At 65.7% G+C, this 26,872-nt stretch carries 27 protein-coding genes and 1 other RNA gene; 16 read left to right on the top strand and 12 right to left on the bottom strand.

What is annotated here, in order from left to right; genetic code table 11:
* Positions 1-33 precede the first annotated feature (33 nt).
* From prfB to MPARV_RS0102315, 3 genes are all read left to right on the top strand, one after another.
* Entirely contained in the window at positions 34-1,140 is a 1,107-nt protein-coding gene (gene prfB, locus MPARV_RS0102325) for a peptide chain release factor 2 (protein ID WP_012230399.1), read from the top strand.
* A gap of 118 nt (positions 1,141-1,258) precedes the next feature.
* A complete protein-coding gene (gene ftsE, locus MPARV_RS0102320; RefSeq protein ID WP_012230401.1) occupies positions 1,259-1,936 on the top strand; it encodes a cell division ATP-binding protein FtsE in 678 nt (225 codons plus the stop codon).
* Positions 1,937-2,010: 74 nt separating this feature from the next.
* Positions 2,011-2,907: a cell division protein FtsX gene (locus MPARV_RS0102315; RefSeq protein ID WP_020377089.1), complete on the top strand. Its 897-nt coding sequence runs from the start codon at positions 2,011-2,013 to the stop codon at positions 2,905-2,907.
* Here the strand turns inward: MPARV_RS0102315 and MPARV_RS0102310 are convergent.
* Positions 2,904-3,650, bottom strand: coding sequence for an aspartyl/asparaginyl beta-hydroxylase domain-containing protein (locus MPARV_RS0102310; RefSeq protein ID WP_020377088.1), 747 nt, complete (start codon positions 3,648-3,650; stop codon positions 2,904-2,906). The genes MPARV_RS0102315 and MPARV_RS0102310 overlap by 4 nt on opposite strands.
* Positions 3,651-3,704: 54 nt before the next feature.
* On the opposite strand from MPARV_RS0102310, the gene MPARV_RS0102305 reads away from it, so the two are divergent.
* A complete protein-coding gene (locus tag MPARV_RS0102305; RefSeq protein WP_012230411.1) occupies positions 3,705-5,624 on the top strand; it encodes a DUF2207 domain-containing protein in 1,920 nt (639 codons plus the stop codon).
* Positions 5,625-5,663: 39 nt separating this feature from the next.
* Here MPARV_RS0102305 and ssrA read toward each other — a convergent pair.
* The 3 genes from ssrA to smpB form a co-directional block, all read right to left on the bottom strand.
* Positions 5,664-6,046, bottom strand: a transfer-messenger RNA (tmRNA) gene (ssrA, locus tag MPARV_RS23370).
* Between the two features lie 116 nt (positions 6,047-6,162).
* Complete coding sequence (locus tag MPARV_RS0102300; protein ID WP_157789419.1) at positions 6,163-6,984, bottom strand: hypothetical protein; 822 nt, start codon at positions 6,982-6,984, stop codon at positions 6,163-6,165.
* Complete coding sequence (gene smpB, locus MPARV_RS0102295; protein WP_012230421.1) at positions 6,981-7,457, bottom strand: SsrA-binding protein SmpB; 477 nt, start codon at positions 7,455-7,457, stop codon at positions 6,981-6,983. Before smpB ends, MPARV_RS0102300 begins: the two co-directional genes overlap by 4 nt.
* A gap of 48 nt (positions 7,458-7,505) precedes the next feature.
* Here smpB and MPARV_RS0102290 point away from each other — a divergent pair, with 48 nt between their 5' ends.
* From MPARV_RS0102290 to trhA, 4 genes are all read left to right on the top strand, one after another.
* Positions 7,506-7,931, top strand: a complete 426-nt coding sequence (locus MPARV_RS0102290) for a M67 family metallopeptidase (protein ID WP_020377085.1) — start codon at positions 7,506-7,508, stop codon at positions 7,929-7,931.
* Between the two features lie 168 nt (positions 7,932-8,099).
* Positions 8,100-9,047, top strand: coding sequence for a PLP-dependent cysteine synthase family protein (locus tag MPARV_RS0102285; RefSeq protein ID WP_031277083.1), 948 nt, complete (start codon positions 8,100-8,102; stop codon positions 9,045-9,047).
* Positions 9,048-9,129: 82 nt separating this feature from the next.
* Positions 9,130-10,128, top strand: coding sequence for a pirin family protein (locus tag MPARV_RS0102280; protein WP_020377083.1), 999 nt, complete (start codon positions 9,130-9,132; stop codon positions 10,126-10,128).
* 83 nt (positions 10,129-10,211) lie between these two features.
* The gene (gene trhA, locus MPARV_RS0102275) at positions 10,212-10,907 is read left to right on the top strand and encodes a PAQR family membrane homeostasis protein TrhA (protein WP_157789418.1); all 696 of its coding nucleotides are present in this window, start codon (positions 10,212-10,214) and stop codon (positions 10,905-10,907) included.
* A gap of 14 nt (positions 10,908-10,921) precedes the next feature.
* On the opposite strand, the gene MPARV_RS0102270 is transcribed toward trhA, so the two are convergent.
* From MPARV_RS0102270 to MPARV_RS0102260, 3 genes are all read right to left on the bottom strand, one after another.
* Positions 10,922-11,368 carry a CAP domain-containing protein gene (locus tag MPARV_RS0102270; protein ID WP_031277081.1) on the bottom strand — a complete coding sequence of 149 codons (447 nt, stop codon included), beginning with the start codon at positions 11,366-11,368 and terminating at the stop codon, positions 10,922-10,924.
* 124 nt (positions 11,369-11,492) lie between these two features.
* Complete coding sequence (locus MPARV_RS0102265) at positions 11,493-11,954, bottom strand: cobalamin B12-binding domain-containing protein (RefSeq protein WP_235045288.1); 462 nt, start codon at positions 11,952-11,954, stop codon at positions 11,493-11,495.
* 1 nt (position 11,955) lies between these two features.
* Positions 11,956-13,668 (bottom strand): acyl-CoA mutase large subunit family protein, encoded by a 1,713-nt coding sequence (locus MPARV_RS0102260; RefSeq protein ID WP_020377080.1) that lies wholly within the window; start codon positions 13,666-13,668, stop codon positions 11,956-11,958.
* A 53-nt stretch (positions 13,669-13,721) separates the two neighbouring features.
* On the opposite strand from MPARV_RS0102260, the gene MPARV_RS0102255 reads away from it, so the two are divergent.
* Both MPARV_RS0102255 and galE read left to right on the top strand, forming a co-directional pair.
* Positions 13,722-14,369 carry an HAD family hydrolase gene (locus MPARV_RS0102255; protein WP_012230445.1) on the top strand — a complete coding sequence of 216 codons (648 nt, stop codon included), beginning with the start codon at positions 13,722-13,724 and terminating at the stop codon, positions 14,367-14,369.
* A 9-nt stretch (positions 14,370-14,378) separates the two neighbouring features.
* Positions 14,379-15,413, top strand: coding sequence for a UDP-glucose 4-epimerase GalE (galE, locus tag MPARV_RS0102250; protein ID WP_012230454.1), 1,035 nt, complete (start codon positions 14,379-14,381; stop codon positions 15,411-15,413).
* Positions 15,414-15,485: 72 nt separating this feature from the next.
* Here galE and MPARV_RS0102245 read toward each other — a convergent pair whose 3' ends face one another.
* Entirely contained in the window at positions 15,486-16,382 is an 897-nt protein-coding gene (locus MPARV_RS0102245; protein ID WP_202948798.1) for an EamA family transporter, read from the bottom strand.
* Positions 16,383-16,456: 74 nt separating this feature from the next.
* Here MPARV_RS0102245 and MPARV_RS0102240 point away from each other — a divergent pair, with 74 nt between their 5' ends.
* A complete protein-coding gene (locus MPARV_RS0102240; RefSeq protein ID WP_012230457.1) occupies positions 16,457-17,233 on the top strand; it encodes an SDR family oxidoreductase in 777 nt (258 codons plus the stop codon).
* 48 nt (positions 17,234-17,281) lie between these two features.
* Here the strand turns inward: MPARV_RS0102240 and MPARV_RS0102235 are convergent, their stop codons facing one another.
* Entirely contained in the window at positions 17,282-18,763 is a 1,482-nt protein-coding gene (locus tag MPARV_RS0102235) for an SDR family oxidoreductase (protein WP_020377077.1), read from the bottom strand.
* Between the two features lie 136 nt (positions 18,764-18,899).
* Here MPARV_RS0102235 and serA point away from each other — a divergent pair, with 136 nt between their 5' ends.
* From serA to MPARV_RS22035, 3 genes are all read left to right on the top strand, one after another.
* Positions 18,900-20,462: a phosphoglycerate dehydrogenase gene (serA, locus tag MPARV_RS0102230; protein ID WP_020377076.1), complete on the top strand. Its 1,563-nt coding sequence runs from the start codon at positions 18,900-18,902 to the stop codon at positions 20,460-20,462.
* 224 nt (positions 20,463-20,686) lie between these two features.
* Entirely contained in the window at positions 20,687-20,920 is a 234-nt protein-coding gene (locus MPARV_RS0102225; protein ID WP_020377075.1) for a type IV toxin-antitoxin system AbiEi family antitoxin domain-containing protein, read from the top strand.
* A 60-nt stretch (positions 20,921-20,980) separates the two neighbouring features.
* On the top strand, positions 20,981-21,613 hold the full coding sequence (locus MPARV_RS22035) for a hypothetical protein (RefSeq protein WP_020377074.1): 633 nt from the start codon (positions 20,981-20,983) through the stop codon (positions 21,611-21,613).
* Between the two features lie 34 nt (positions 21,614-21,647).
* On the opposite strand, the gene MPARV_RS0102215 is transcribed toward MPARV_RS22035, so the two are convergent.
* From MPARV_RS0102215 to leuC, 3 genes are all read right to left on the bottom strand, one after another.
* A complete protein-coding gene (locus tag MPARV_RS0102215; RefSeq protein ID WP_020377073.1) occupies positions 21,648-22,493 on the bottom strand; it encodes a Bax inhibitor-1/YccA family protein in 846 nt (281 codons plus the stop codon).
* 39 nt (positions 22,494-22,532) lie between these two features.
* Positions 22,533-23,135 carry a 3-isopropylmalate dehydratase small subunit gene (leuD, locus tag MPARV_RS0102210; protein WP_012230462.1) on the bottom strand — a complete coding sequence of 201 codons (603 nt, stop codon included), beginning with the start codon at positions 23,133-23,135 and terminating at the stop codon, positions 22,533-22,535.
* Between the two features lie 68 nt (positions 23,136-23,203).
* A complete protein-coding gene (leuC, locus tag MPARV_RS0102205; protein ID WP_012230463.1) occupies positions 23,204-24,625 on the bottom strand; it encodes a 3-isopropylmalate dehydratase large subunit in 1,422 nt (473 codons plus the stop codon).
* A 120-nt stretch (positions 24,626-24,745) separates the two neighbouring features.
* Here leuC and MPARV_RS0102200 point away from each other — a divergent pair, with 120 nt between their 5' ends.
* Entirely contained in the window at positions 24,746-25,420 is a 675-nt protein-coding gene (locus MPARV_RS0102200; protein ID WP_020377072.1) for an IclR family transcriptional regulator, read from the top strand.
* Positions 25,413-26,849, top strand: a complete 1,437-nt coding sequence (locus MPARV_RS0102195; protein WP_020377071.1) for a gamma-glutamyltransferase — start codon at positions 25,413-25,415, stop codon at positions 26,847-26,849. Before MPARV_RS0102200 ends, MPARV_RS0102195 begins: the two co-directional genes overlap by 8 nt.
* Positions 26,850-26,872 lie beyond the last annotated feature (23 nt).

The following is a 26,872-nucleotide window of genomic DNA, read 5'->3' as shown; positions in this document are numbered from 1 at the left end:
ATCAGCACATCGTGGCGGGAGGGTAGAGCCCCCGTGCAGGATCTCACCGACGCGCTTCGGAGACTGGCCGCTGAGCGAGATGAGGCGGCCGAGTATCTGCGCGTCGAAGAACTACGTCGACGCATGCCGCAGTTGGAGGTGGAGCTCGCACGGCCCGACCTGTGGGATGACGCCGAGACGGCCCAGAGCATCCAACGGGAGTTCGCCGAGGCAAGCGACGACCTGAAGCTGTTCGACCGCTTGGACAGCACACTCGACGACCTGATCACGCTGCATGAACTGGCGCGGGAGGAAGGCGACGAGTCGCTGGAAGGCGAGCTTCAGGCGGGCGTCGACACGCTGAGCGACGACTTTGCCAAGCTGGAGCTTCGCGCGCTGTTCACCGGTGAATACGACTCGGGTGACGCCATCATCGAGTTAAATTCGGGTGCCGGGGGCGTTGATGCGCAGGACTGGACCGAGATGCTGCTGCGTATGTATCAGCGCTGGGCTGAGCGCCACGGATTCTCGCTCGAGTTGCAAGAGGTGTCGGAGGGCACCGAGGCCGGGCTGTCCTCGGCCACCTTCCTCCTGAAAGGCCGAAACGCATACGGCTGGTTCCGATCCGAGCACGGTGTGCACCGCCTGGTGCGCATCTCGCCCTTCGACAACAACGCCCGACGCCAGACCAGCTTCGCCTCGGTGCGGGTCACCCCGTTCATCGATGATGTGGGTAAGGACGTGGAGATCGAGGACAAGGATCTGCGAATCGATGTGTACCGATCATCGGGGGCGGGCGGCCAGCACGTGAACACCACCGACTCGGCGGTACGCATCACACACCTTCCGAGCGGCACGGTGGTAGCGGTGCAGAACGAGCGATCGCAGTTCCAGAACAAGGACAAGGCAATGCAGATCCTCAAGGCCAAGTTGCTGGAGCTGGAGCGTCGCAAGCGGATGGATCAGATCAACGACCTCTCCGGTGGGGGCGCCGCCGTGGACTTTGGCAGCCAGGACCGCAACTACGTGCTGCAGCCCTATCAGCAGGTGAAGGATCTTCGCTCCGGCCTGGAGCTCAGCCAGCCCGAAGCGGTCTTGGATGGTGAGCTGGACCCCCTGATGGAGGCGTGGCTGCGCTGGAATCGCACCGTTGGCGGGTAGTTTCACCGGGTGGCACCGCGCCGGTGTTGCGGCTTTGTAACATCTTTGGGTCGAGTCCGTCACAGTGATGCCCAGGCCGGGCTTGCGTTTGTGAATCCCCAGTTCGAGAGGCGACCACGTGATCAAGTTTGAAAGCGTCACCAAGGCCTACAGGTCTGATTCGGTGGCGTTGCGCGATGCCAACGTGGACATCGCCAAGGGAGAGTTCGTCTTCCTCGTGGGCCCGTCCGGGTCTGGTAAGTCCACGTTCATGCGTTTGGTGAACAAGTCCGAGAAGCCCGAAGAGGGTCGAATCTTTGTGGCGGGAAAGGACATCGGAGAGCTTCCCGGCTACAAGGTGCCGTATCTGCGACGCAATATCGGGGCGGTGTTCCAGGACTTCAAGCTGCTGCCGAACAAGACGGTCTCCGAGAACGTGGCCTTTGCGCTGGAGGCGATCGGGCGGCCGCGTCACGTGGTGCGCACCCAGGTGCCGGCCATCCTCGACCTGGTGGGACTCTCCAAAAAATCCGAGAACTATCCCCACGAGCTCTCGGGCGGCGAACAACAGCGGGTCTCGATCGCTCGGGCGTTCGTCAACCGTCCGCTCATCCTGTTGGCCGACGAACCCACCGGCAACCTCGACCCCGCGACCTCGGTGGGCATCATGAAGCTGCTGGATCGAATCAACCGCACCGGCACCACCGTGGTGATGGCCACACACGACCGAGGCATCGTCGACACCATGCGACGTCGGGTGATCGAGCTGGACCGTGGCCGCATCGTGCGGGACCAGGCCCGCGGCGTGTACGAGTGAGGCGGCTCGCTGCAATGCACCGCCACCCACGAGGGAACGAGTGTGAACGCATGACCGAGAACCGAGGCTGAACCATGGCAATGCGACTCGACTACGTCGTACGAGAGACATCCAACAACCTGTTGCGCAACCTGCTGTTGACCGTTGCCAGCATCATCACCTTCGGTGTGTCGCTGGGCATTCTTGGTGGCGCCCTGTTGTTTGTGGCCGGTGTTGACCACGCGTTTGAACGGTGGAAGGACGGTGTGGAGTTCATCGTCTACATGCAGCCCGGCGCCGACCAGGAAAAGATCGATCAGGTCAAAGGCAAGCTGGCAGCGTCGCCGCAGGTCTCCGACATCAAGTTCGTAGACACTGGGGCGACGTTCAAGGAGTTTCAGCAACTGTTCCGAGACGACCCCGATATCGTGGCCTCGGTCAAGCCGCAGGACCTGCCGCAATCGTTCCGCGTGACGCCCACCAATCCCCAGTCCAACGTGGTGTCGGAGTTGGGGCAGAGCTTCCAGAACGAGCCGGGCGTGTACAAAGTGGAGTTCGCGCTCGACGCGGTGAAACAGATGGAGCGGTTCCTCAAGAACCTCTCGACCTTCTTCATCGTGTTGGCGGTCGTGTTGCTCATGGCCACCGCACTGCTCATCGTGTTCATGATCCAAACGGCGGTATTTGCGCGCCGACGAGAGATAGAAGTGCAGCGCCTGGTGGGGGCCACCAACTGGTTCATCCGAATACCCTTTATTTTGGAGGGGGTGGTGCACGCCATCATCGGCTGGGCAGCCGCCACCGCGGGCCTGTGGGGGCTCACCTGGGTATGGCGAACCAACTTCGTGAACAAGGACGTGCAATCGTTCTTCGGCGCCATCTGGTGGACCGATTTCAATGTGCTCGTGGTGATGGGGCTGCTGATCGTGGTGGCGCTGGTGGTTGGCGCCATCGGCTCGACCCTGTCGGTGTCCTGGTACCTGAAGACCTAGTTTTCGGGTTCGATTCTCATCAGGTCGTCGCCCCGCTGGGCGGCGCCGCGTATCCGTTCCGTGCGGCTGAGGTGTTTGAGAACGGCCGCATTCAACCGCCGCTGCCAGCGGTGTGGCATGGGCCGCACGATGTCGATGAACAGCACCACCCGCTCCTCGTCGCTGTGATTCCAGGCGGTGTGGGGGTAGGTGTCGTCGAACACCAGAAGACCGCCGTTGCGCCAGTAGCGTCGTTGCCGACCAACCTGGATGCCGCACTGGCCGCCCGGGGGTACGTCGATGCCGAGGTGCACCCGCAACACGCCTGCGTAGGGGCCCATGTGCCACGGTAGGGACGCTTTGGGTGCGAGTGATGAATGAAGGGCTGTTTGCAGACCGTCGATGTGGCTGAGGACCTCGGCTGTTCTTGGACACTCGGCCAGGTTTGTGCGCGATGGTTGACCCCAGAACCAAAGGAGTACCGCCCTCCACCGGTCGGTGGCCAGCCTGGCCTGCCCCGGGTCGATGGCGCCGAACATCGGGGTGTGTGTCGCTGCCCGGAGGCGGTCGAACTCCTCGCGGATCTCGGGCCAGGCCTCTTCGAGTTCGGCGACCCCAGCGAACTCCGCCGGGTCTTCAAAGGGCCGCCGGTCGAGGGTGAGCCACCAGATGACGTTGACGCCGTACACCCAGGCAAACGGGAGATTGTGACGTAATGCGAGCCACCACTTGGTGACGAAGGCTTGGGCGCGTGAAAGTGCCATGGATCTCCGAAGCTGTGGGCCTGGACCCAGGATGGTACCGGTAGGGTGGCAAATATGGGCAGGTCAAGCAGGTCATGGTCGTACAGCCGATCGCTCCGACGGTTGGTGCTTGGTCTGCTGGCCCTCGGCGGCGGCATGGTGGTGGTTGGCGCCGGCACGGCGTCGGCCGCACCTCCGGCGGCGACACAGTTCGGCGAACGGATCGACTCCTACGACGTCAACGCGGTTGTGGGCAAGGACGGCACGGCCAGGGTTACCGAGACCATCGAGTACAACTTCGGCGCCAACAACAAGCACGGTATCGAGCGCTTCATCCAGGTGCGGTTCGAGCTGAACTCGGACGATCCGATCCTGGAGGGTCGGGACACCTCAAGCCGCTGGGAGCGGGTGACTCCATTGGAGAACCTGTCGGTGTCGAGCCCTACCGGCGCGCCGAGCGACGTGAAGGTCGAGCACCAGGGCGCCATCGAACTAATTCGAATCGGTGATCCGGACCAGACCATCTCAGGCACACAGACCTACGTCATCTCTTATGAGCTGAAGGGCGTGGTCAACGCGTTTGATGCCAATGGCGATTCTCCGGAACCCTACGAGGAGGTGCCGCTCAACATCGTGGGTGATCAGTGGACCGTCCCGATCTCAAATGCACGTGGCAGTGTCACGATGCCTGCCCCCGTGACCAAGGTGAACTGCTTCTCTGGACCGAACGGCGCCACGTCCCCGTGCGGCACGTCAGCGATCAGCGGCGACACCGGCACTGCCTCCAAGGACCAATTGGGGCCGGGGTCGGGAATGACGATGTACCTGAAGGTGCCTGCAGGTACATTCGCCTCCACAGAGCCGATCCTGGACGAGATGTGGAGCCTGCAGCGTGCATTCACCCTGTCGCCTGCGACGGTCGGCGCGGGCGCAGGCCTGGGTGCGCTGTTGGCCGCCCTCGTCGCTCTCGTCGGCTACCGCGTGGGTCGTGACCGGGCGTTTGTGGGCTCGGTGGTCGACCAGAGCTTCGGCACCGACACCGAGAGCGAGCACCGCCTGGGCTTGGGGCGTCACGAGGGCATCACGGTCGAGTTTGTGCCGCCGGCTCAGATTCTTGCTGGAGCTGCCGGCACCATCATCGACGAGCGGGCCGACAACATCGATGTATCAGCCACGCTGATCGACCTGGCGGTCAAGGGCTACCTGAGCATCGAGGATCTCACCGATGGCGACTATCGCCTCAGGCAACTCAACCAGGACCATGCCGGTCTGGTCGAGTACGAAAAGACCCTGTTGACGTCGTTGTTCGTGGCGGGATCGGAAACCACACTGAGCGAACTGAAGTACAGCTTCAGTACTCGTCTCAAGCTTGTGCAGTCGCAGATGTACGACGACATGGTGGCGCGCGGCTGGTATCGCAGCCGCCCTGACCGCACCCGGGCCACCTGGCTGGGGGTGGGGTTCATGGCGCTGCTGGCCGCCGGGGCACTGTCGCTCGCACTGATTGCCTTCACCCGTTGGGCGCTGATTGGGGTCCCGCTGGTGCTGGCGGCGCTGGCGCTGATGGCGCTGTCGATCAACATGCCTGCGCGCACGGGCAAGGGCACGGCCATGTACCGGCGGGTGCTGGGCTTCCGCGAGATGTTTGTTGCGGGCGAGGGCGACCGTCAGAACTGGGCCGCCGAACAGAATCTATTCAGCCGTTACCTGCCCTATGCGATGGTGTTCGGGATGACGGAGCAGTGGGCGCGAACCTTTGCGCAGCTGAGTGCCGAGGGCGTTGTGCAGACCGAACAGATGGGCTGGTGGATGTCACCCCGGCCCTTCGATTGGATCATCTTCTCCCAAAGCGTGAACCACTTCGGCTCCTATGCCGCCGGTACGTTCTCAGCGGTGGTGCGCTCGAGCGCCGGGGGAGCGGGCGGCATGTCCGGCTTCGGTGGGGGCGGCTTCTCCGGCGGTGGCTTCGGCGGAGGCGGTGGCGGTAGCTGGTAGCCCACGTGGAGGGTCTGCCGGCCCGACGGTGGAGGTTTTTGGTGGAGCTGGGGGGAATCGAACCCCCGTCCGCTAAGTGGTTACCGTCCGCGCTACGACCGTTCCCGACGTGTGGCTTGCGGTTGCCACGCTGGCGGGTCAACTGATCTTGCGATCTCCGCCGAGTCTTTCCTCGAAGTCAGCGTTCTTTCACACCGTCAGCGGTCTTTCCCTGCTGTCCATCCTCACTTCTGTTGCCGGGCTGTGAGGATCTGGCCCCGTGCGCCATTGCTGGTCACTATGACTCTCTTCAGACTGAACTAAATCAGGCTGCGAGAGCGAACTCGGAGTTGCCGGTTCTTTGGTTGCCCCGTTTAGCGAGTCTGAGCAACTCGGGTCGCACGAGCGACTTCCTGGTCTCAACGTCGAAACCGATCAGCCCCTGGTGTGGACCCTGCAGGCTATCGGATGGCGGGAGCGACAACCGGTCGGGGGAGTGCTGAGGTTGCGAAGCCTCTGATGGCGGGGTGGCCGGTTGTTGCTCGGCCGGTGAAGTTGGTCACTTCAAGGGCGTGGTGTCGGTGGACGGCGGTGTCGTGACGGGTACCGGCGCCCCGAGTTCGGTCAGGGTAAGCGTGTAGGGCCCCGCCGGAGTGGTTCCCTCCGGATCGAAAACCACTTGGTCGATCAGCCCACCGTCGGTCAACGATGTCTTGACGACGATCTGGCGCTCCCCGCCTTTGCGGGCCCACAATCCGGCCCACGCAACAACGGCGCCTTGGTCCCGGGGGTTGACCTTGTCCATGTTCGACAGGTCGAGCCGTGCCCAGAGCGTGTCGTCCTTGCGGCTGGTTGCCTCGGTTGCCGTGCGCATTGCCGCCAGGGCCGGGCCGATGCCCGGCGGGGCGGCGCCGGCAAGGGCGGCCACCTCGTCGGCCAGGCCTGGGGAGCGGTTTTCCAAAGGCGCCAGGTTGGACAGGGGCACCGAGAGCCACGGTGTCCGAGCCGGTGCTTGAGGGAACCACGACGACTGGAGGTACACCTGGGTTCCCGCCACGAGGACCTCCGGGCCTCCGTCGGGCCGCACACTGAGCCTGCCCGAATCGTAAGCGCCGTTGGTGGAGCGCTTCTCCGAATCGGAGCGGTATCGTCCGGAAGGCTCGGCGCGGGTGGCGTCCACCGCGATGAACAACTCGTCCAGGGCCTGGGCGGTGGGCGGGGAGCCCAGGTCCGACACGGCGCCCGCCCCCTTCGGTGACGGTTCGTCGCTGCGGCAACCACCTGCAATCACCAGCGCACACAGCACCGCCACCGTGATGGAGAGGAGACCCCGATTGCATGACTGCCAACTGGCGTGCCGGCGGCCGAGGTGCCCACTCACCTGTGCTTGGCTGCTCGGGCCAACTCTCGCTCCGTGTCTCGTGCCACATCCCGAGCGGCGATATCCCGACGGCGATCCACGGTCTTCTTCGGCTTGCCCAAGGCAAACTCCAATTTCACCTTGGAGCCCTTGAAATAGATACGCAGTGGCACGATTGACAGCCGCTCCTGCGCCACCTTGGCCGCCAGCCGGTCGAGTTCGGTGCGGTGCAACAGCATCTTGCGCGGCCGGGTGGGTTCGTGCCCCGAATGGTCTTGTGAGTGGCTGTAAGCCGCGATGTGCAGCCCGCGCAGCCACATTTCGCCGGACCGGGTGAGGTCGGCGTAAGCCTCGGTGACCTGCGTGCCCTTGGCCTCGCGCAGCGACTTCACCTCGGAGCCCAACAGCACCAACCCGGCCTCATAGGTGTCTCGCAGCTCGAAGCGACGTGACGCCTGACGGTTGGTGGCGATCACCTGGATATCGTCGCCCATCACACCAGGCTACCGCCCCGCTGCCGGTTGCTCAGTTAGATTTCGCTGGTGCTGGTGTTGAGCAACGACGACCTTGATGGCCTGTATGCGCATGCGCTGCGGGGCTACCCGCTGGAGGCGTGTGGTCTGCTGATTGGCCAGTGGCAGGGCGACGAGGTCCATCGGTTCGTTCCCACTCCCAACGCAGCGGCCTCCAGCCGGATCTACGAGGTGGACGGACGCACCTTTATGGCCGTCGAACGCGCAGCCGATGACGATGGCCTGGCCATCATCGGGGTGGCGCACTCGCACACCCATACCGATGCCTACCCGTCGCCCACCGATGTGAAGGCAGCGCCTGACCCCGACTGGCACTACCCGATTGTGTCGCTTCGAGGCGACGAACCTGTGTTGCGCAGCTTTCGAATCGTGGCCGGCGACGTCTCCGAGGAGGAGGTGGTGGTGACCGACCGCCCGCCTTCCCGACCGGGCTAGACGCACGACGTTCTTGGGTGTCACACAACGCTGCCGGCTCTCGATGGGAGGCGCGCGGGTACAATGTCTACAGAGGTGGTCGGGTTTGTCGGGTTTAGCCGGCACCGGCCGAGCTTCACCCTCGAAACCGTCCTCAACCTCCAGTCCAGATCCAGTGAGGTCTTCCCCATGGCAGTGGCATCCAGCGTGTTGGATCTGATCGGCTCCACACCGATGATCGACGTCTCCGAGCTCAGCCCAAATCCCAACGTACGCATCCTGGGCAAGGCCGAGTTTCTGAATCCCGCCGGGTCGGTCAAGGACCGAATTGCCCGCCAGATGATCCTCGAGGCTGAGGAGGACGGAACGCTTCGTCCAGGCTCGGTGATCATCGAGCCATCGTCGGGCAACACCGGTATCGCCATGGCCATGATCTGTCGGGTGCGGGGATATCACCTCAAAGTGGTGCTGCCCGAGAACGTCACCCAGGAGCGCCGCGGAGCGCTGTTGGCCTTCGGTGCCGAGATTATTGACTCGCCGGGTCCGGAAGGTTCCAACGGTGCGGTGCGAAGGGCCATCGAGTTGGCCGATCAGCACCCCGAGTGGGTGTTCCTCTACCAATACGCAAACGAGGCCAACCCGCGGGCTCACTATGAGACCACTGGTCCCGAGATCGCAGCGGATTGCCCCGAGATCACCCACTTCGTTGCAGGATTGGGAACCTCGGGCACCCTTTTGGGGGTGGGTACCTACCTGAAGGAACTGAATCCCGACGTGAAGGTGCTGGCGGTGGAGCCACCCTCCGGCGAACGGGTGGAGGGGCTTCGTAGCCTGGAAGATGGTTTCATCCCGCCCGTATTCGACAAGTGGGGCGGGGTCGACCTGTTGGATGGTAAATCGATCGTGCGACCGAGAGAGTCGCTCATCTGGACTCGTCGGCTCGGCGACGTGGGCGTGTTTGCCGGCATCTCGTCGGGTGCGGCGTTGGCCGGCGCGGTCAAGGTGGCCGAACGTATCGAATCGGGCACCATCTGCTTCGTCATCTGCGACGCCGGATGGAAATACCTGTCCACCGGCGCCTACTCGGACGATCTGGACACCGCTGCCACCAACGTTGAACAGGTCATCTACTTCTGACCTCACGGCCGAACCCGGAAGGTTTGGGGTCATGGGCCGGTTGTTCCCCATGACCTGATTGTCTGAGGCCATCGGAGGAATCGTGCCGGCCATCACCGCTGCTACCAGCACGCTGCAACGACTGCCCGCTGAGCGGCCCGAGGAGCGGGACCGTCCGGTGCGGTCGATCACCAACGCCCCGGCCGGCTTTGAGGGGGAGGGGTTTCCCGTGCGGAGAGGATTCGCCGGCGTGGCCCTGGCCGACCTCGACCCGTTCGTGCACTTCGACCAGATGGGCGAGGTCGAGTATGCCCCGATGGAGCCCAAGGGCACGCCCTGGCATCCGCACCGCGGGTTCGAAACCGTGACGTACATGATCGACGGGGAAATGGTTCACCAGGACAGTCACGGTGGTGGCGGGGTGATTCGTGACAGCGCAACCCAGTGGATGACCGCCGGCTCTGGCATTCTGCACCTCGAGACGCCTCCGGAGGCGTTGGTGCGGTCCGGCGGACTGTTCCATGGGGTGCAGCTCTGGGTGAACCTTCCGGCCAAGGACAAGATGATCCCTCCCGGCTATCAGGCGATCGACGGCCCGGACCTGATGCTGGTGTCGTCAGCTGATGGCGGCTCGCTCCTGCGGATCATTGCGGGCAACCTGCTTCTTGGCGCGGACGGGTCACCTGATGAACGGGTGGCACGGGGTCCCGGGTCGACGCACAGCCCGATCGTCATGATGCACGCAACAGTGAAACCTGGCGAACAGTTGGTGGTGCCGTGGGACCAGACCCATAACGCCTTGGCCTACGTCCTCGCGGGTTCGGGTGCGGTCGGCCCGGACTCGGCACCCATCGGCACCGGGCAGTTGGCGCTGTTCGGGCAGGGCGATCGCCTGCGCCTGCGTGCCGCCGCCGACCAGGGGTCACACTACGGTGCGCTGGAGTTGATGTTGTTGGGCGGTCGCCCAATCGGCGAGGCCGTGACCCACAGTGGACCATTTGTCATGAACACGCGAGACGAGTTGGTTACGGCCTTCGCCGACTACGAAGCCGGCAGGCTGGGCACGGTCCCCGCAGGGGCACTCCAGTCCTACCGCGGGTAATCAACCTTGAGTGAGGTCTCTCAGCAAATCCGCCTCACGCGCTTGCCCTGGTGTCCTCGGGGGATACGTTTCGGGGAGTGAACTTGAGCAAACACGCGGCGGCGACCACCGTGTCGCCGGAGCTGACCAATCTGCATCACTACGAGGAGCTCGATGCGCGGCCTCGGTTACGCGGGCGCATTCATCTCGGCGCCGCCTTCGTGTCGGTGGCCGCCCTCGCGTGGCTGGTGGGGGTTGCGGCAACGCCCCGAGCGGAGCTGGCCGCCTGGGTCTATGGGCTTTCGGCCATCGCCTGCTATGCCACCAGCGGCATCTACCACGTCTTCGCCCGTTCGCCGGTCGCGCGCCGCCGCTGGCGCCAGGCCGATCACGCCATGATCTACGTGCTGATCGCCGGTACCGCCACGCCCATGTACCTGCTGGCGGCGTCGGGCATGTGGCGTTGGGTGATGTTCGGCCTGATGTGGGCGGGTGCGGGGGTGGGCATCACCCTCAAACTGGTATCGATCGAGCGGTTTCGGGTCGCCGGCGGTGTGTTGTACATCGGCCTTGGCTGGATGGGACTCGCCCTGATCCCCAACTTCTGGGATCGACCCCGTTTGCTCATGTTGGTCGTCATCGCCGGCGTGACCTACACGGTTGGTGCCGTGCTGTTTGCCCAGGGACGTCCAAATCCAATCCCTCGCTGGTTTGGCTATCACGAGGTGTGGCATACCCTCGGGGTTGCCGCGGGTGCGGTCTTCTTCGTAGCGATTCTGCCACTGGTGCAGGCCGGGTAGCGGTGCCTCGGCGATCAGATCGCTTGGGCGAAGACCTCCACCACGTAGACCGTCTGGTAGCCACGACATTTGCCGGTGGCAACACCGACTCCAACCCGGTTGAAGGCCTTGTTCAACATGTTGGCCTTGTGTCGCTTCGAGGCCATCAGGTTGGCGTGAACTTCGGGGATGGTTTTGCCGTAGCCAACGTTCTCTCCGAGAGACTTCCATTTGAAGGTAATACCGTCGGTGAGTATGGAGTGGCTGATGTTGCAGTCGTCGCGCATTTTGGCCGCCCAGTTGCCCGCCTTGGTGTTGAGTTCGGCGGACTGGCTGAGCCTGCCGATGTTCTGGCCGGAGCGTTCGGAGTTGATCAGGGAAACAACCTGGGATCGCTGCCCCGAGGTGGTTTCATCGCATGCGGTGATGAACACCCCGAGAAGTACGACGGCTGACGCAAGAGCGATTCGGCGGAAATGCATGGTACCCCTAAGATGTTACGACTGATGACGCGTGTTCAACACACTAGGGGACCTTGCGGCGGTTGTCACTACCCTGCGTGAAGGTGCTGTGCTCAGCTTGGCTGAAAGCGAGCCGACGTGCTGGTCAGGATGAGATGGCGCTGCGGACTGCCGCCACCACTTCCTGACCAGAGGCGCCAGGGGTCAGGATGGCGGCGACGCCGGCGTTGCGCAGCGTGACACGGTCGGCATCGGGAATGATGCCACCCACGATGACCGGTGTGTACAGGCCGGCTTCGGTCACGGCATCGACCATTCTTGGCGCCAGCGTGAGATGCCCGCCGTTGTGCATGGAGATCCCTATTGCGTCGGCATCCTCGTCGATGGCGGCGGCCACGACTGTGGCGGCGCTCTGGCGCAGCCCCAGGTAGATCACCTCGCAGCCTGCATCCCGCAGGGTGCGGGCCACCACCTTCAATCCTCGATCGTGCCCATCCAAGCCCAATTTGGCCAGCACCACGCGTATGGGCATGCCGTCGGCGCGGGTGGCGCGAGACCCCGATCCAATGCTGGTCCTGCTCTGGCCGTCGTTCATAGCCGGGCTCATCTCAAAGCACCTCCGCCTCCCGGTAGCTGCCGAAGACACCCTCCAGACAGGCGGTGGTCTCTCCCAGCGTCACGTGGGCCCTCATCGCCTCGATCAGCGGCGGCATCAGGTTGATGGTCGAGTCGGCGGCCGAGGTGGCCAGGCAGCTCAGCGCCTCGTTCACGGAGTCGTTGTTGCGGGAGCGCCGCACGTTTTCCAATCGTTTGAGCTGCAAGGCCTCGACCTCCGGGTTGATCGAGAGCAGGCGCGGGGAGCCGTCGTCGCCATCGGTGTAGCCGTTGACTCCAACGGTGATGCGATCGCCAGTGTTCACCGCTCGCTCGAACGTGTAGGAGGCTTCAGAGATCTCGCGCATGAAATATCCCGCCTCAATGCCCTCGTAGACGCCCTCCAGCATCGACCCCGAGCCGAGTTTGTCGAGGTGATCGAAGATCTCCCCGGCCTGTCGTTCCATCTCGTCGGTCATCCACTCGACGTACTCCGAGCCGCCAAGAGGGTCGGCCACCGCGGTCACGCCGGTCTCCTCGGCGATGATCTGCTGGGTGCGGAGGGCGATGCGGGCTGCCTGCTCGGTTGGCAGGGCCAGCGCCTCATCGTGGCTGTCGGTGTGGAGGCTCTGCGTGCCTCCGAGCACGGCGGCCAACGCCTGAGTGGCCACCCGTGCAATGTTGATCTCACTCTGCTGTGCGGTGAGCGAGACGCCGGCGGTCTGTGTGTGGAAACGCAACTTCATCGACCGCTCGTCGGTGGCGCCGTAGCGGTGGCGCATCCAAGTGGCCCAGATGCGACGGGCAGCGCGAAATTTCCCAATCTCCTCAAAAAAGTCCGAGTGGCTGTTGAAGAAGAACGAGAGGCGGGGAGCGAACGTATCGACATCGAGCCCGGCGGCGATGGCAGCCTCGACATAGGCAAATCCGTCGGCCAGGGTGAACGCCAGTTCTTGGGCGGCGGTCGAGCCTGCCTCTCGAATGTGGTAGCCGGACACCGAGACGGGGTTCCACTTGGGTATCTCGGCGGCAGCGAACGCCATCAGATCGGTGACCAGCCGCATCGATGGCCGCGGCGGAAACAGGTACTCCTTCTGGGCGTGGTACTCCTTGAGAATGTCGTTCTGAATGGTGCCGCCCAAGCGGGCACGGGGCGTGCCGTTGCCCTCCGCCACGGCAACGTAGGCGGCCATGATCGGTGCCGCTGGACCGTTGATGGTCATCGACGTGGTGACCTGGCTCAGGTCGATACCCGCAAACAGGTCCTCCATATCGGCCAGGCTGTCGACGGCCACACCGGCCCGACCCACCTCGCCGATCGACCACTCGTGGTCCGAATCACGGCCCAGCAGCGTGGGCATGTCGAACGCGGTCGACAGGCCGGTGCCCCCGGCCGCCAACAGTTCGTGAAAGCGGGCGTTGGTGTCACCCGCTGTGCCGAACCCGGCGAACATGCGCATGGTCCAATTGCGGGTTCGGTACATCGAGGCGTGAATGCCGCGGGTGTAGGGGAACTGGCCGGGATAGGGCGGGTGTCCGTAGACACCATCAACGGGCACTCCCGACATGGTGGCGTGGGGCACGTCGGCGCCCGGTGAGGCATCGAATGCGGCCTGCCACGCCTCCCGGGAGCCCGTCGCCGTGTCGTTGGAACCCGGTGGTGTCGGCGGGCTGTCACCGGTTGGGCCGTCGCCGCCGGGGGCGTGAGGGGTCGAACCTGGTGCCATCACGCCATGGTATCGCCGTGACGTCCGACGCCATCGTGAACTAGAAAGCCGCCATGACCGGAACTCCGCAGGTGGTGTTCTTCGACCTTGGCAACGTGGTGATGCCGTGGTCTCCTCGACGGCTCTACGCCGAATTGATCCCCGATCCCGTCGAGCTTGGGAGGTTTACCTCCGAGGTGATGACGGTGGCGGTCAACGAGGAACTCGACCGTGGCCGTTCCCACACCGACGTTCTGGCCGAGGTCGAGGCTCGCCACCCGGAGCATGGCGAACTGATCTGGGCGTACTGGACGCGATGGCCCGAAACCCTGGCCGAGCCGATCGCCGGCACGGTGGAGATCATCGACGAATTGGGCAGGGCCGGAGTTCCCCGGTACGCGCTTTCCAACTTCGCCCGTTCCACCTTCGACCGTATCGTTGAGGATCCACGCTTTGCGGTGCTGCACCGCTTGGACGGGTGGCTGCTGTCGGGGGACGTCGGAGTGATCAAGCCCGATCCGGCCATCTACGCAATGGCGTGCGAGCGGTTTCGGGTCGAGGCCTCCCATGCGGTGTTCATCGACGATCGCCTCGACAACGTGGACGCCGCCCGAAACTTTGGAATGACGGCACTGCTCTTTACCAACCCCGACAAGCTGCGACATGAACTGATCTCGCTCGGCCTGCCCCTCGAAGCCGACCCGGGCCGACACGCCTCATAACCTGGCACCATGACCGACGCAAACGACGACAGTGGCACGATCCTGGTGACCGGGGGCGCCGGCTACATCGGCGCCCACATCAGCCATGCGCTGGCCTCCTCGGGGCGGCGGGTGGCGGTGCTCGACGACTTGTCGACCGGAACGGCAGACCGGTTGCCTGACGGTGTCCCGTTTGTTGAGGGTGACGTTGGTGATGCCCGTGTGGTGTCGGCGGTCCTCGGCGACCTCGGGGTCACCTCGGTGATCCACATCGCCGCCAAGAAACAGGTGGGCGAGTCGGTGGCACGCCCGCTGTGGTACTACCGCCAGAACGTCACCGCCATGGCCACGCTGCTGGAGTGCTGCGTCGATGCGGGCGTCGACCGCTTTCTGTTCTCGTCGTCGGCCGCCACCTACGGCATGGCGACCGATGGGCTGATCAGCGAAGACACCCCGGCTCAGCCGATCAACCCGTACGGCGAATCGAAGCTGATCGGCGAGTGGCTGCTGGCCGATGTTGCCCGCTCCGCAGGCCTGAGTTACGCCGCACTCCGATACTTCAACGTGGCAGGCGCGGCCACCCCCGAACTGGGCGATCCTGGGGTGTTCAACCTGATCCCGATGGTGTTTGACGCGCTGACGCGCGGCGAGGCGCCCCGGATCTTCGGCGCCGACTGGCCCACCCCCGACGGCACCTGCATCCGCGACTACGTGCACATCGCAGACCTGGCCGATGCCCACATCTGCGCGCTCGACGCGCTCGCTGCCGGTTCTGGCGGTTCTGGCGGGGGTGCCGAGGTGAACGGTCTGGTGCTCAACGTTGGCACGGGCGAAGGATCGTCGGTGCAGGAGGTGATTGACGCCATCGGTCGAGTGCTTGGCCGCCCGGTGGGCGCACAGGTGGTGGCGCGACGCCCCGGCGACCCTGCCGCGCTGGTGGCCAAAGTGGATCGCATCGCCGACGTCCTGGGGTGGACCGCCAGCCGCAACCTGGACGACATGGTTGCCTCGGCGTGGGAGGGTTGGGTGGCGTTACACCCCGAGGCCGCCTCGCTGGCCACGTAGGGCGACGAGGCGCTCCTGGCTCACGGCTCACGGCATGCCTTCGTGCAGCATGCTTACTCACCGCCCGCCTGTTCAGAGCAGCGCGTCCGTTGTCAGCTCAGGGGTCGAGGGCGCGTCGCGTAGGGCGACACCAGCCGACACGGCGATGATGCCGAGCAACTCGACCGTTGTTGGAATCTGGCGCAAGGTGATCGCAGCCACCAGGGTGGCGGTTGCCGGAAGCACCGCCAGCAGCAGGGCGAACTGGCCGTGGGTCAGGCGGGGCAACACCAACTGGTCGATGCCGTAGGGCACCACATTGGCCAGCACCCCCACCGCAAGCGCCGTCAGGGCCAGTGTCGGGCTGGTCAGCGCCGGCACGGCCCCCGGGGCGAAGACGGGCGCGAGTGCGAGCGTGCCCATCAAAGTGGAGAGGCACAACCCGGTCACCCCCAGGCCGTGACCCGCCAGCCGTTTGCCGAGGATGACGTACCCGGCCCAACACGCTGCTGCGATCGCCACGAAGAGGAGGCCGTTGGCATTGGCCCGCCATTCGATGCGGGCCAGCAGGATCACGCCCGCCGACGCCAGTGCCACTGCGGCAACGTTGCGGCGGGTTCGGGCCGCCCAGAGACCCACGGCGATGGGCCCTGTGAACTCAAGCGCCACGGCCGTACCCAACGGCAGGCTGTTGAGGGCGAGGTAGAACGACGTGTTCATGGTCGCCGAGATGATCCCGAAGGTGAGCGCGGCGCCGAGCACCGTCCGGGACGCCAGGAGGTGCCGCAGGCGCCGACGCCAAGGGCGGGTAAGAACCACCAAGGCGACGGTCGCTCCGAACAATCGAAGCCAGGCGGTGCTGCCCGCACCGACCTCGTCGAACAGGCCGACCGCAATGGCGGCTCCGACGTACATCGAAACCCCACCGAGCATGAACGCAGCGATCGGCGCCTCGCCGAGCGAAGTGGCGACGGTGTGGCGCTCGGTCACCGACACATCCTTTCAGGGTGTGCGCTGCTGGGTCTCGGTACACTCGCTCGCCACAACCAAGCTGGGGGAACAACATGAGTGACGACCTGTTTTCGGTGAGGGGCAAGACCGCATTGGTCACGGGCGGTTCCCGAGGCATCGGTGCCATGATCGCCCGCGGGTTCGTCGCAGACGGGGCCCGAGTGTTCATCGCCGCCCGGAAGGCTGCGGAACTGGAGACGACCGCCGCCGAACTCAATGATCTGGGCGGCGGAAGCGCCTCGGCAATCGTGGCCGACCTCAGCAGCGAGGATGGCGCTCGGGCACTGGCCGACGCTGTTGGCGCCCAGACCGATCACCTGGACGTGCTGGTGAACAACGCCGGTGCCACCTGGGGTGCGCCCCTGGAGGATCACGACCAGGCATCGTGGGACCGGGTACTCAACCTGAACGTGGCCGGCGTGTTTCACGTGACCAAGTTCTGTCTGCCCCTTCTCCGTGCGGCCGGCAGCGCCGAGGAGCCGGCGCGGGTGATCAACATCGGCTCGATCGATGGCATCCAGGTGCCGATCATGGAGACGTATTCGTACTCGTCATCCAAGGCGGCGGTCCACCAACTCACCCGGCACCTCGCCAAGCAACTCGCACCGGCGATCACCGTGAACGCGGTTGCACCTGGACCGTTCGAGTCGAAGATGATGGCGGCCACGCTGGAGAGCTTCGGCGAGCAGATCGCCGAGCAGGCGCCGCTGAAGCGGATTGGGCGCCCCGACGACATGGCCGGGGTTGCCCGCTTCCTTGCTTCCCGTGCCGGTGCCTACGTCACCGGTGCGATCATCCCCGTCGATGGTGGCTTGGCGACCGTGGGATAAGGCCCGACGGAGCATCGGGCGAGGAGGACGACCGGGCTCAGGATCGCCTCAGCTTCGGTTTTCAAGTTCGCGGTGCCGCTCGGCGCTTTTGGCGATGTTGCGCAACATGCCGCCAAAAACGATCCCGTGGAACGGCCAGACCAGCCACCAGTAGACGTGGCCCGCCAGCCCGGTGGGCACAAACGTCGCCAGTTGATGCAGCGTTGATGTGGAATCCCCGGTTGACCCCGGCTCGACCCGGAACTCCAGCCACGCCAGGCCCGGCACCTTCATCTCGGCCCGGAGCCGAAGCAGGCGGCCCCGTTCAAGCTCCTCGACCCGCCAGAAGTCCAACGCCTCGCCGACAAAGAGCCGGTTGGGGTTGCGGCGCCCGCGTCGCAGCCCAACTCCGCCGACCAGGCGGTCCATCCATCCTCGCACCGACCAGGCGAGGGGGAACGAGTACCAGCCCCGATCGCCGCCGATGCCCTCGACCACCTCCCAGAGCAGGCCCGGACCGGCGTCGCAGGCCAATTCGCGCCGGTCGAGGTAGATGCTGCCGCCGGTCCAGTCCGGATCGCTGGGCAGCGGATCAGACGGTGCTCCGGCGGTCGAGGCGTTCGACCAGCGGGTGGTGACCTCGCCCCGCTTGATGCGTTCGAGCGCCAGCGATACCGCTTGTTCGTATCCGGTGGGACCCCACGGCGGCTCCCCGACCTGGTCGGCCAGGTCGTGCTCGTCGGTGACCACCTCGTGGATCACCGACTCGATCAACGGCGCTGCGATGGAGCGGGGCACCGGGGTGACCACGTTGACCCAGTGGGCCGACGACTTGGGGGTGAGCACCGGCACGGGGATGATGATGCGACGGCGCAACCCCGCAACCTTGGCGTATCGCTGCATCATCTCCACGTAGGTGAACACTTCGGGGCCGCCAATATCGAAGGTGCGGTTGACGTCGTCGTCGAGGTGCACCGCCTGGGCGAGGTACCAGATGACGTCTCGCACCGCGATCGGCTGGATGCGGTTGTGGACCCACTTCGGCGTGATCATCGCGGGCAACCGCTCGGTGAGGTATCGCATCATCTCGAAGGACGCCGAGCCCGAACCCAAAATGATCGCGGCCTGAAGCACCGCGGCGGGCACCTCGCCGTCGAGAAACACCTGCCCCACCTCCTGGCGGGAGGCCAGGTGATCTGAAAGCTCGTCGCCCTCCGGGTGGAGGCCGCCCAGGTAGATGATGCGCTTCACCCCGGCGTGCTCGGCCGCCTTGGCAACGTTGGAGGCGGCTCGACGATCCACCTCGACAAAGTCGGCGCCGCCGAGCGAGTGGACGAGGTAGTAGACGACGTCGATGCCCTCCATCGCCTGTTCGAGCGTCTCGGGTCGGAGCACGTCGCCGTCGGCGAGCTCGACCGAATCCCGCCACGGCACGTCGCGAAGCTTGGATGGGGTTCGTACGAGGCATCGGACCTGGTGTCCATCATCGAGAAGACGGGGCGCCAGCCGCCCGCCGATGTAGCCGGTCGCTCCGGTGAGCAGGATGTTCATGCAGCCAGAATGCTACGTCCCGTTGGCGTTGCCCGGTCGCTTCGTGGCGGTGGGAGCGTGACCGTTGCAGGTGTCGGATCGCACTGCGATACCGGTCACGTTGTGGCGAGGGCCGGGGAGCGGTCACGATGAAGACATGGCTCGTATCCTGGTAACCGAGAAGATCGCCGATCCTGGGCTCGACCGCCTTCGGGAGGCCGGGCACTCCGTCGACGTCCAGCTGGGCCTCAGCCCGAAACAACTGGTAGAGGCCGTGCCCGGTGCTGCGGCGCTGATCATCCGATCGGCCACGCAGGTGACCGACGAGGTGCTGGCCGCCGGGAGCGACCTGGTGATGGTGGGCCGTGCCGGTATCGGGTTGGACAACGTGGACGTCGCCGCCGCCACCAAGCGGGGCGTGATGGTGGTGAACGCACCGCAGTCCAACACGCTGTCTGCAGCCGAACACACCATGGCCATGCTGTTGGCGCTCGCCCGGAACGTTCCTCAGGCATGCGCTGCGCTGCGACAGGGCCGATGGGAACGCAGCCAGTGGAACGGCGTGGAATTGGCCGACAAAACCCTGGGCGTGATCGGCCTGGGCCGCATCGGCACGCTGGTTGCCCAACGGGCCATGGCCTTCGGCATGAAGTTGGTGGCCTATGACCCGTTCGTGTCCGCCGAGCGGGCCAGACAGCTCAACGTCGAGTTGTTGGAACTGGACGACCTGTTGCAACGGTCCGACTTCGTCACCCTGCATCTGGCAAGGACCCCCGAGACGGTGGGACTCCTCGACGCCGATCGGCTGGCAAAGGCACGCCCCGGCCTGCGGATCGTCAACGTGGCCCGGGGCGGGATCATCGTTGAGCAGGATCTGGCCGACGCCGTGCGCTCGGGTCACGTCGCCGGTGCGGCGCTGGATGTGTTCGCATCAGAGCCCACCACTGAATCACCCCTGTTTGAGCTGGACAACGTCATCGTCACCCCCCATTTGGGTGCTTCAACCACCGAGGCCCAGGACAAGGCGGGCGATGTGATCGCCGACATGGTGCTGCTGGCGCTGGCGGGTGACTTCGTTCCCTTTGCCGTGAACGTCGAGGCGGCCGAGGTGCCGACGACGGTGCGCCCGTTCCTCGGCCTGGCCGACGAACTGGGCCGGATCTTCGCCGGGCTGGTGGGTGCCAACGCCCCGCACGTCGAAATCGAGCTGTGCGGGCAGATCGCCGAGCACGACACCCGCCTGCTCGCCCTGTCCGCCCAGAAGGGCTTTTTCGGGGCGATCACCGGCCAGCCGGTCAGCTACGTCAACGCCCCCCAGATCGCCGAGCAGCAAGGCATCGAGGTGCGAGCGATCAGCTGCACCGAAGCGGTTGATTACCTGAGCCGCATCACCATCAGCGGTGGCGGTCGGTCGGTGTCAGGAGCGTTGGTGGGACTCAAGCAGATGCCCAAGGTCGTTGGCGTGGACGACCACACCGTCGACATCTCGGTCGGCGCCCACATGCTGGTCATTCACAACAGCGACGTGCCTGGCCGCATCGGCTTTGTCGGTGGCGTGCTCGGCGAGGCCAAGGTGAACATCGAGGACATGAACGTGGGGAAGGACCCGTCGGGCGAGGGTTCACTCATGGTGGTCACCACCACGCAGGCGACTCCGGCCAAGGTGGTTGAAGTGTTGCGCACCGGCGATGGGATCGAGTCGGTTCAGTCGATCGGCTGAGGTGGGCCCCGCAGGCGCACCCGCAGGCACCGCCGCGACTTGGTGACCGTCGGAGCACTCAAATGTGTTCTCGGGCCGCGCCGGCGTCACCTTCAGCCAGTTGAATCCCGGTTGGCCCCACCTCGACGCGCGACGTCCGTAGGGCACCAGCGCGGTGGCCGGCTCGAAGTACCCGGGGACGGGCACCCGGTGACATCTGGTCAAGCCGGAACGAGGATTCGTTCATGCTGAACGAGGCGGTGCTGAGACGGTTGGCGGCCAAGCAACACGGGGTGGCATCGCGCACCCAGCTACTCCAGGTTGGACTGACCCCACGGATGGTTCGCCACCGGATCGCATCGGGCAGGTGGGTGGCGCTTGGGCGTAACGTGGTGGCGCTCGGGCCGGTGCCCACCGACACCTTGGGCCGTGCCCATGCCGGCTCGCTTGCGGTGCCGGGCGCGACCGTCAGCCACTGAACCGCCGGTCACCTCCATGACCTCCCAGGTCTGCGCATTTCGGCCGGTGGACCCGTCGACGTGTCGACGACCGACCTCAACGCCGCAGGGCCGGCAGGGGTGCGACTCTTTCGTCGACGCCGTCGCGTTCGTTCTCAGTACCTCGATGGAGTAATCGTCACGACGGTGCCTCAGACGCTTTTCGACCTGGCAGCGGTGTTGCCCGCCGGTGAGCTGGATCGGGTGGTTGACCTGAGCTTTGCTCAGCGCCGGCTGCCGTTGGCGGCCCTGGAGCAGATGGTCGATGACCAGGCCGGTCGCGGTATTCGTGGCACGCCTGCGCTTCGTCGCATCCTGAGCGAGCGGCGTACGGGCGGCGGCTCGGAGAGCGAACTGGAGCGATTGTTTCTGGAGCGATGGGCCGCCTCTGGGGGACTGCCCCCTCGTCAGCAGGTGCGGATGCCTTGGGATGTTCGGGTGGACCATCTGTGGGCTGACGAGATGGTGATCGGCGAGAACGACTCCCGCAGCTGGCACACCAGGGAGCGTGACTTCGAGTCGGATCGGCTGCGCGACGCCGAGGCGGCCTCGTTCGGCTATCTCACCGTGCGCATCACCTGGGGGCAGGTGAAGTACGACCTTGAGGAAACGCTCGTGCGCCTGGCCAAGATCCTACGGGTCAGGGCCGGAACGGCGAGCCGCGATCCGACGTGAGCCGGTCGGGCCGCCAGTGCCGCTCCGGTCCGCCTCAGTTGCGGAGCTTGGAGAGCAGGCGCAGCAGCTCCAGGTACAGCCAGATGATGGTGACCAGCAGACCGAAGGCGCCGTACCACTCGAAGTCGCGGTCGAGGCCCATCTTTTCGCCACGCTCGATGAAGTCGAAGTCGAGCGCCAGGTTCATGGCGGCGATGCCGGCGACGATGACGCTGAAGCCGATGCTGAGTGGGGTCGAGCTGGAGAGGAAGCTCACCGACCCAGCGCCTGCGAACAGGCTGATGATGAAGCTGACGCCGTAGAACACCATGATGCCGAGGGTGGCGAAGATGACCGTGCGACGGAACTTGTCGGTCACCTTGATGATGCGGAAGCCGTACAGGAACAACATGACCAGGAACACGGCGAGCGTGGCCCCGATCGCCTGCACGACGATGCCGCCCTGGAACGACTCGTACATCTTGGAGATGGCGCCGACGAAGAAGCCTTGGGCCAGCGCGTAGATCGGGCCGATGACCTTGGCCATACGGGGTTTGAAGTAGAGGCCGATGACGCAGATGAAGCCCACGCCGACGCCCACCCAGGCCAGCATCGGGATGGTGTAGTTGACCACCGGTTGTCCTGCGGAGTTCAGGCTCGTCGTGGGTGAGCCGGTCTGCACCCACCCGTACGTGGCGCTGATCAACAGCAACGCCAGGAGCGCAGCGGTTGCCCAGGCGGTGCCCCGCATCGTCATGCCCCGGCTTTCGCCGTCGAGCCCAACAGGGCGTTCCATGCCGGGCGGCGGCCACTGGGTCATCGTGTCGGCCGAGGCCGCCGACCCAGGGCCCCAGGTGGACGCCTTCTCCAGCGATTTGTCGTTGAGCATCGGGTTGGCCATCGCCTCAGCCTACTGAGAAATCGGGCCAAGCTGGCGGCATCAGCCGGCGGCCTCCAGGCTTGGCATCCAGACGGGACGCCGGGCCTCGAACGCGTCGATGGCGTCGGTGTGGGAGAGCGTGAGGGAGATGTCGTCCAGGCCGTTGACCAGGCGGTACTGGGCGGAAGGCTCCAGGGTGAAGGACTCCTCCACGCCGAGTGCCTGTACCTCGACGGTGGCTGCCTCCACGTCGATCTCCAACATCAGCGTGGGGTCTTCTTCGAGGGCTTTGAGAAGGCGCTCACCCAACTCGAAGCTGACCGTCACCGGCACCAGGCCCACCTTGGTGGCGTTATTGACGAAGATGGGGCCGAACCGGGGTGAGATGACGGCGTCGAACCCGTATTGCTGCAGCGCCCACACGGCGTGTTCGCGAGACGAACCCGTGCCGAAGTTGGGTCCGGCAACCAGGATGTTGGCGCCCTGGTAGCGCTCGTCGTTCAGCACGAAGTTGCGGTCGTCGCGCCACTCGGAGAACAGACCACGGTCAAAGCCGTTGCGCTCCACCCGCTTGAGCCAGTCGGAGGGGATGATCTGATCGGTGTCGACGTCGGAGCGGTCGAGAGGGACGGCGCGGCCGGAGATGATGCGGACTGGATCCATGATGGTGGTCCTTTCGGGGAAACGGAGAACTGATTCGGGCGGAAAGCTGAGGGAGGGGTCGGCGCGGCTTACAGGTCGGCGGGCTCGGCGAAGTGGCCGGCGATCGCCGTGGCCGCGGCCACCTCGGGCGAGACCAGGTGGGTCCGTCCGCCGCGGCCCTGACGACCTTCAAAGTTGCGGTTCGAGGTGGACGCCGACCGTTCGCCGGGGGCAAGGGTGTCGGGGTTCATGCCCAAACACATCGAGCACCCGGGCTCACGCCAGTCGAATCCTGCGTCGGTGAACACGGCGTCGAGGCCCTCGGCTTCGGCTTGGGCCTTCACCGCGTGGGAGCCCGGCACCACGAAGGTGCGCAGCCCGGCGGCCACCCTGCGGCCCGCAACGACGGCGGCGGCGGCACGTAGGTCCTCGATGCGGGCGTTGGTGCACGAGCCGATGAAGATCACGTCCACGCCCACCTCCTTCATCGGTTGCCCCGCCTTGAGGTCCATGTACTCGAGTGCACGCTCGGCGGCGGAGGCCTCGGTGGGGTCATCGAACGAGGCCGGGTCGGGTACGACGCCGTCCAGGGGTACCACCTGCCCGGGGTTGGTCCCCCAGGAGATGTGCGGGCGGATCTCGGCGGCGTCGAGGGTGATCTCCTTATCGAAGATCGCGCCCTCGTCGGTGGCCAGTTGCGACCAGTCGGCGATCGCCTGCTCCCAGGCCTCGCCGGTGGGCGCGTGGGGACGGCCCTGGACGTAGTCGTAGGTGGTCTGGTCCGGGGCGATCAGTCCGGCCTTGGCGCCCGCCTCGATCGACATGTTGCACACGGTCATGCGCCCCTCCATGGAGAGCGCGCGGATTGCCGAGCCGCGGTACTCGGCGATGTAGCCGATGCCGCCGCCGGTGCCGAGGCGACCGAGGATGGCCAGGATGATGTCCTTCGCCGTCGAGCCGGCAGGCAGTTCGCCCTCGACGTTGATGGCCAGCGTCTTCGGCTTGACCTGGCTGAGGCACTGGGTGGCCATCACGTGTTCCACCTCGGAGGTGCCGATGCCGAAGGCCAGCGATCCGAAGGCACCGTGTGTGGCGGTATGGGAGTCACCGCACACGATGGTCATGCCGGGCAGGGTGAGGCCCTGCTCGGGGCCGATGATGTGAACGATTCCCTGGCGCTTGTTGCCCATCGGGTAGGCGGTGACACCGAAGTCGTCGGCGTTGGAGCGCAGCGTGTCGATCTGCTTACGGGACACCGGGTCGACGATCGGCAGCCCGATGTCGGCGGTGGGCACGTTGTGGTCCTCGGTGGCGAGGGTCAACTCGGGCCGACGCATCGACCGTCCGGCCATGCGGAGGCCTTCGAACGCCTGCGGCGAGGTCACCTCGTGGATCAGGTGAAGGTCGATGTACAGGACGTCGGGCTCGCCCTCGGCCGAATGGACCACGTGGTGATCCCAGACCTTTTGGCTGAGCGTTCGTGGGCCGGTGGTTGTTGGAGCGTTCGACATCTCGTTTCCTCTCGTTGCACCGAGTTGCAGGTGAGTTTCTGGTGGCGGGGGGGCTGGTGCGTTCTCGAAACCATCTCACATAATGAGATTGGCGTCTTGCCCTGTGGTACGATGGTAGCCATGTCTTCAACCGACGGCAACCCGGGCACCGGGGTTGGGGTACTCGATAAGGCGATGTCGATCGTGGCGGCCCTTGAGCAGGGCCCCGCCAAGCTGGCCGAGCTGACCGAAGCAACTGGTATGAGTCGGGCCACGGTTCACCGACTGGCCTCGTCGCTGGACGATCACGGCCTGCTCCGACGCACGGCGGATGGCAGCTTCGCCCTGGGGTATCGCCTGGTGGGGCTGGCGGCGCTGGCGCTGTCCGACTCGGCGCTCGCCGATACCGCCCGCCCGGTGGTCACGCGCCTCAGGGACGTCACGGGGGAGAGCGCCCAGCTGTGGCTGCCCGACGGTGAGTGGCGGGTGTGCGTGGTGTCGGTGGAGGCCACGCACGAGCTTCGAACCATTGTGGGCGAGGGAGCCCGCGTGCCCATCGAGGTTGGTTCGGGGGGGCGGGCGCTGTTGGGTGCGGTCGGACCCGAGGGCTGGGTCGTCACCGTCGGGGAGCGTGCCGATGGCGTGGGTTCGGTCTCGGCGCCGGTGAGGGGTGCGGGCGCCACGGTGGTGGCCGCCGTCGGAATCTCGGGGCCCGTCGACCGGATCGGTGTCGACCCCGGCGCCAGCTACGGAACGCACGTCCTGCAGGCGGCAGCCGAGCTCTCACTGGCCGTTGGCGGTCGTCGGCATGGGTGACGGCGCCGCGCTGGGCCTGGTGGCAGCCGGCCACCCGGTGACCGCGGATGCGGCTGCCGCCATGTTGGGGGCGGGCGGCAACGCCTGGGATGCTGCTGTTGCGGCTGGTTTTGCGGCCACCGCCGCCGAACCGTTGTACACCAGCCTGGCCGGCGGCGGGTTTTTGTTGGCAACCGGCCCCGGACGCGCCCCGGTGCTGTTTGACTTCTTCACCGCAGTGCCCGGCCTGGGCAGGGTCCGGCCGGTGGCGCCACCCGTGGCGGTGCCGATCGCCTTCGGGGCGGCCACGCAGACCTTCCACGTCGGTCCGGGCTCTGTGGCCGTGCCGGGCCTGCTTCCCGGACTTTTGGAGGTGCACGGCCTACTGGGCAGCCTGCCGCTGGCGCAGGTGGTGCGTCCTGCGATTGAGGCGGCCGGCCTCGGGCAGAGTGCGGCCCCGATGGTGCGGGTGGTGTCGCTGCTGGCGCCGGTCATGGCCCGAAGCTCAACCGGCGCAGCGCTGTACCTCCGGGATGGTCGGCCGCTCGGCGTCAACGACCATTTTCACAACCCTCGCCAGGCCGCGGTGCTGGCCGAGATCGCTGCAGGCGATCGCAACGGGTTCTCGGCCGACGAACTTGGTGGTGCGGTCACCTCCGCCGACCTGGACGACTACCGGGTGGAAGCAAGGACACCGCTGTCGCTCGACCTGACCGGTGAGGGAGGGTGGACCAACCCGGCGCCTGCATTCGGTGGTCGCCTGGTGGCGCTGGGGCTACAGCGGCTGCTCGCCGACCGTCGGGGTTCGGATCGGCGAGTCCCTGACGGTGCCGTCGCTCTGGCCGACGCCATGGTGGCGCAGGCCGAGGCCCGCAGCCGCCTGGTCGGCGCCGTTCAGGGCACCACCCATCTCTCGGTGATCGACCGCTGGGGCAATGTGGCGTCGATGACCGCCTCCAACGGGTCCGGGTCGGGTGAGTTCATACCGGGCACCGGCATACAACTCAACAACATGATGGGAGAGGAAGACCTCCACCCCGCCGGTTTTGAGGCCGCGGAGCCCGGCTCGCGCATCCCCTCGATGATGGCACCGACGGCGCTGGCCCTCCATGGAGGGGACCGCGTGATGGCGCTGGGCAGCGGCGGCTCGGAACGCATCCGCTCAACCATCATGCAGGTGGCCGCCGACTTGGTCGCAGGTCGGCTGACCCCGGCGGAGGCGGTTGAGGCGCCACGGATGCACTGGGATGGCAGTTCGCTGCAGGTGGAACCCGGCATGCCGATCGAGGTGTTGGCGGCGCTGGAGGAGCGATACCGAGTGGTCGAGTGGGATCACCAGGACCTCTACTTCGGTGGCCTCCACCTGGTGGCCACCCCCAACGTGGCCGTCGGTGACCAGCGACGAGACGGGGTCGCCCGGGTGGTGGCCCCGGCCGACCGGGTTCAGTAGTACCAGGAAGTTCCCTACCACCA

Origin of the sequence: Candidatus Microthrix parvicella Bio17-1, from assembly GCF_000299415.1 — a bacterium.
Taxonomy (GTDB): Bacteria; Actinomycetota; Acidimicrobiia; order Acidimicrobiales; family Microtrichaceae; genus Microthrix; species Microthrix parvicella.
Note: the sequence above shows the minus strand (reverse complement) of the source record. Positions and strands in the feature narration are given on the sequence as shown.

What these genes read in the sequence shown, in the direction of transcription:
- MPARV_RS0102315 (WP_020377089.1), top strand. Translation starts at nt 2,011, where the DNA reads ATGGCAATGCGACTCGACTACGTCGTACGAGAGACATCCAACAACCTG.
- MPARV_RS0102310 (WP_020377088.1), bottom strand. Translation starts at nt 3,650, where the DNA reads ATGGCACTTTCACGCGCCCAAGCCTTCGTCACCAAGTGGTGGCTCGCA.
- MPARV_RS0102305 (WP_012230411.1), top strand. Translation starts at nt 3,705, where the DNA reads ATGGGCAGGTCAAGCAGGTCATGGTCGTACAGCCGATCGCTCCGACGG.
- smpB (WP_012230421.1), bottom strand. Translation starts at nt 7,457, where the DNA reads ATGGGCGACGATATCCAGGTGATCGCCACCAACCGTCAGGCGTCACGT.
- MPARV_RS0102285 (WP_031277083.1), top strand. Translation starts at nt 8,100, where the DNA reads ATGGCAGTGGCATCCAGCGTGTTGGATCTGATCGGCTCCACACCGATG.
- MPARV_RS0102270 (WP_031277081.1), bottom strand. Translation starts at nt 11,368, where the DNA reads ATGCATTTCCGCCGAATCGCTCTTGCGTCAGCCGTCGTACTTCTCGGG.
- MPARV_RS0102265 (WP_235045288.1), bottom strand. Translation starts at nt 11,954, where the DNA reads ATGAGCCCGGCTATGAACGACGGCCAGAGCAGGACCAGCATTGGATCG.
- MPARV_RS0102260 (WP_020377080.1), bottom strand. Translation starts at nt 13,668, where the DNA reads ATGGCACCAGGTTCGACCCCTCACGCCCCCGGCGGCGACGGCCCAACC.
- MPARV_RS0102255 (WP_012230445.1), top strand. Translation starts at nt 13,722, where the DNA reads ATGACCGGAACTCCGCAGGTGGTGTTCTTCGACCTTGGCAACGTGGTG.
- galE (WP_012230454.1), top strand. Translation starts at nt 14,379, where the DNA reads ATGACCGACGCAAACGACGACAGTGGCACGATCCTGGTGACCGGGGGC.
- MPARV_RS0102240 (WP_012230457.1), top strand. Translation starts at nt 16,457, where the DNA reads ATGAGTGACGACCTGTTTTCGGTGAGGGGCAAGACCGCATTGGTCACG.
- MPARV_RS0102235 (WP_020377077.1), bottom strand. Translation starts at nt 18,763, where the DNA reads ATGAACATCCTGCTCACCGGAGCGACCGGCTACATCGGCGGGCGGCTG.
- serA (WP_020377076.1), top strand. Translation starts at nt 18,900, where the DNA reads ATGGCTCGTATCCTGGTAACCGAGAAGATCGCCGATCCTGGGCTCGAC.
- MPARV_RS0102225 (WP_020377075.1), top strand. Translation starts at nt 20,687, where the DNA reads ATGCTGAACGAGGCGGTGCTGAGACGGTTGGCGGCCAAGCAACACGGG.
- MPARV_RS0102215 (WP_020377073.1), bottom strand. Translation starts at nt 22,493, where the DNA reads ATGGCCAACCCGATGCTCAACGACAAATCGCTGGAGAAGGCGTCCACC.
- leuD (WP_012230462.1), bottom strand. Translation starts at nt 23,135, where the DNA reads ATGGATCCAGTCCGCATCATCTCCGGCCGCGCCGTCCCTCTCGACCGC.
- leuC (WP_012230463.1), bottom strand. Translation starts at nt 24,625, where the DNA reads ATGTCGAACGCTCCAACAACCACCGGCCCACGAACGCTCAGCCAAAAG.
- MPARV_RS0102200 (WP_020377072.1), top strand. Translation starts at nt 24,746, where the DNA reads ATGTCTTCAACCGACGGCAACCCGGGCACCGGGGTTGGGGTACTCGAT.
- MPARV_RS0102195 (WP_020377071.1), top strand. Translation starts at nt 25,413, where the DNA reads ATGGGTGACGGCGCCGCGCTGGGCCTGGTGGCAGCCGGCCACCCGGTG.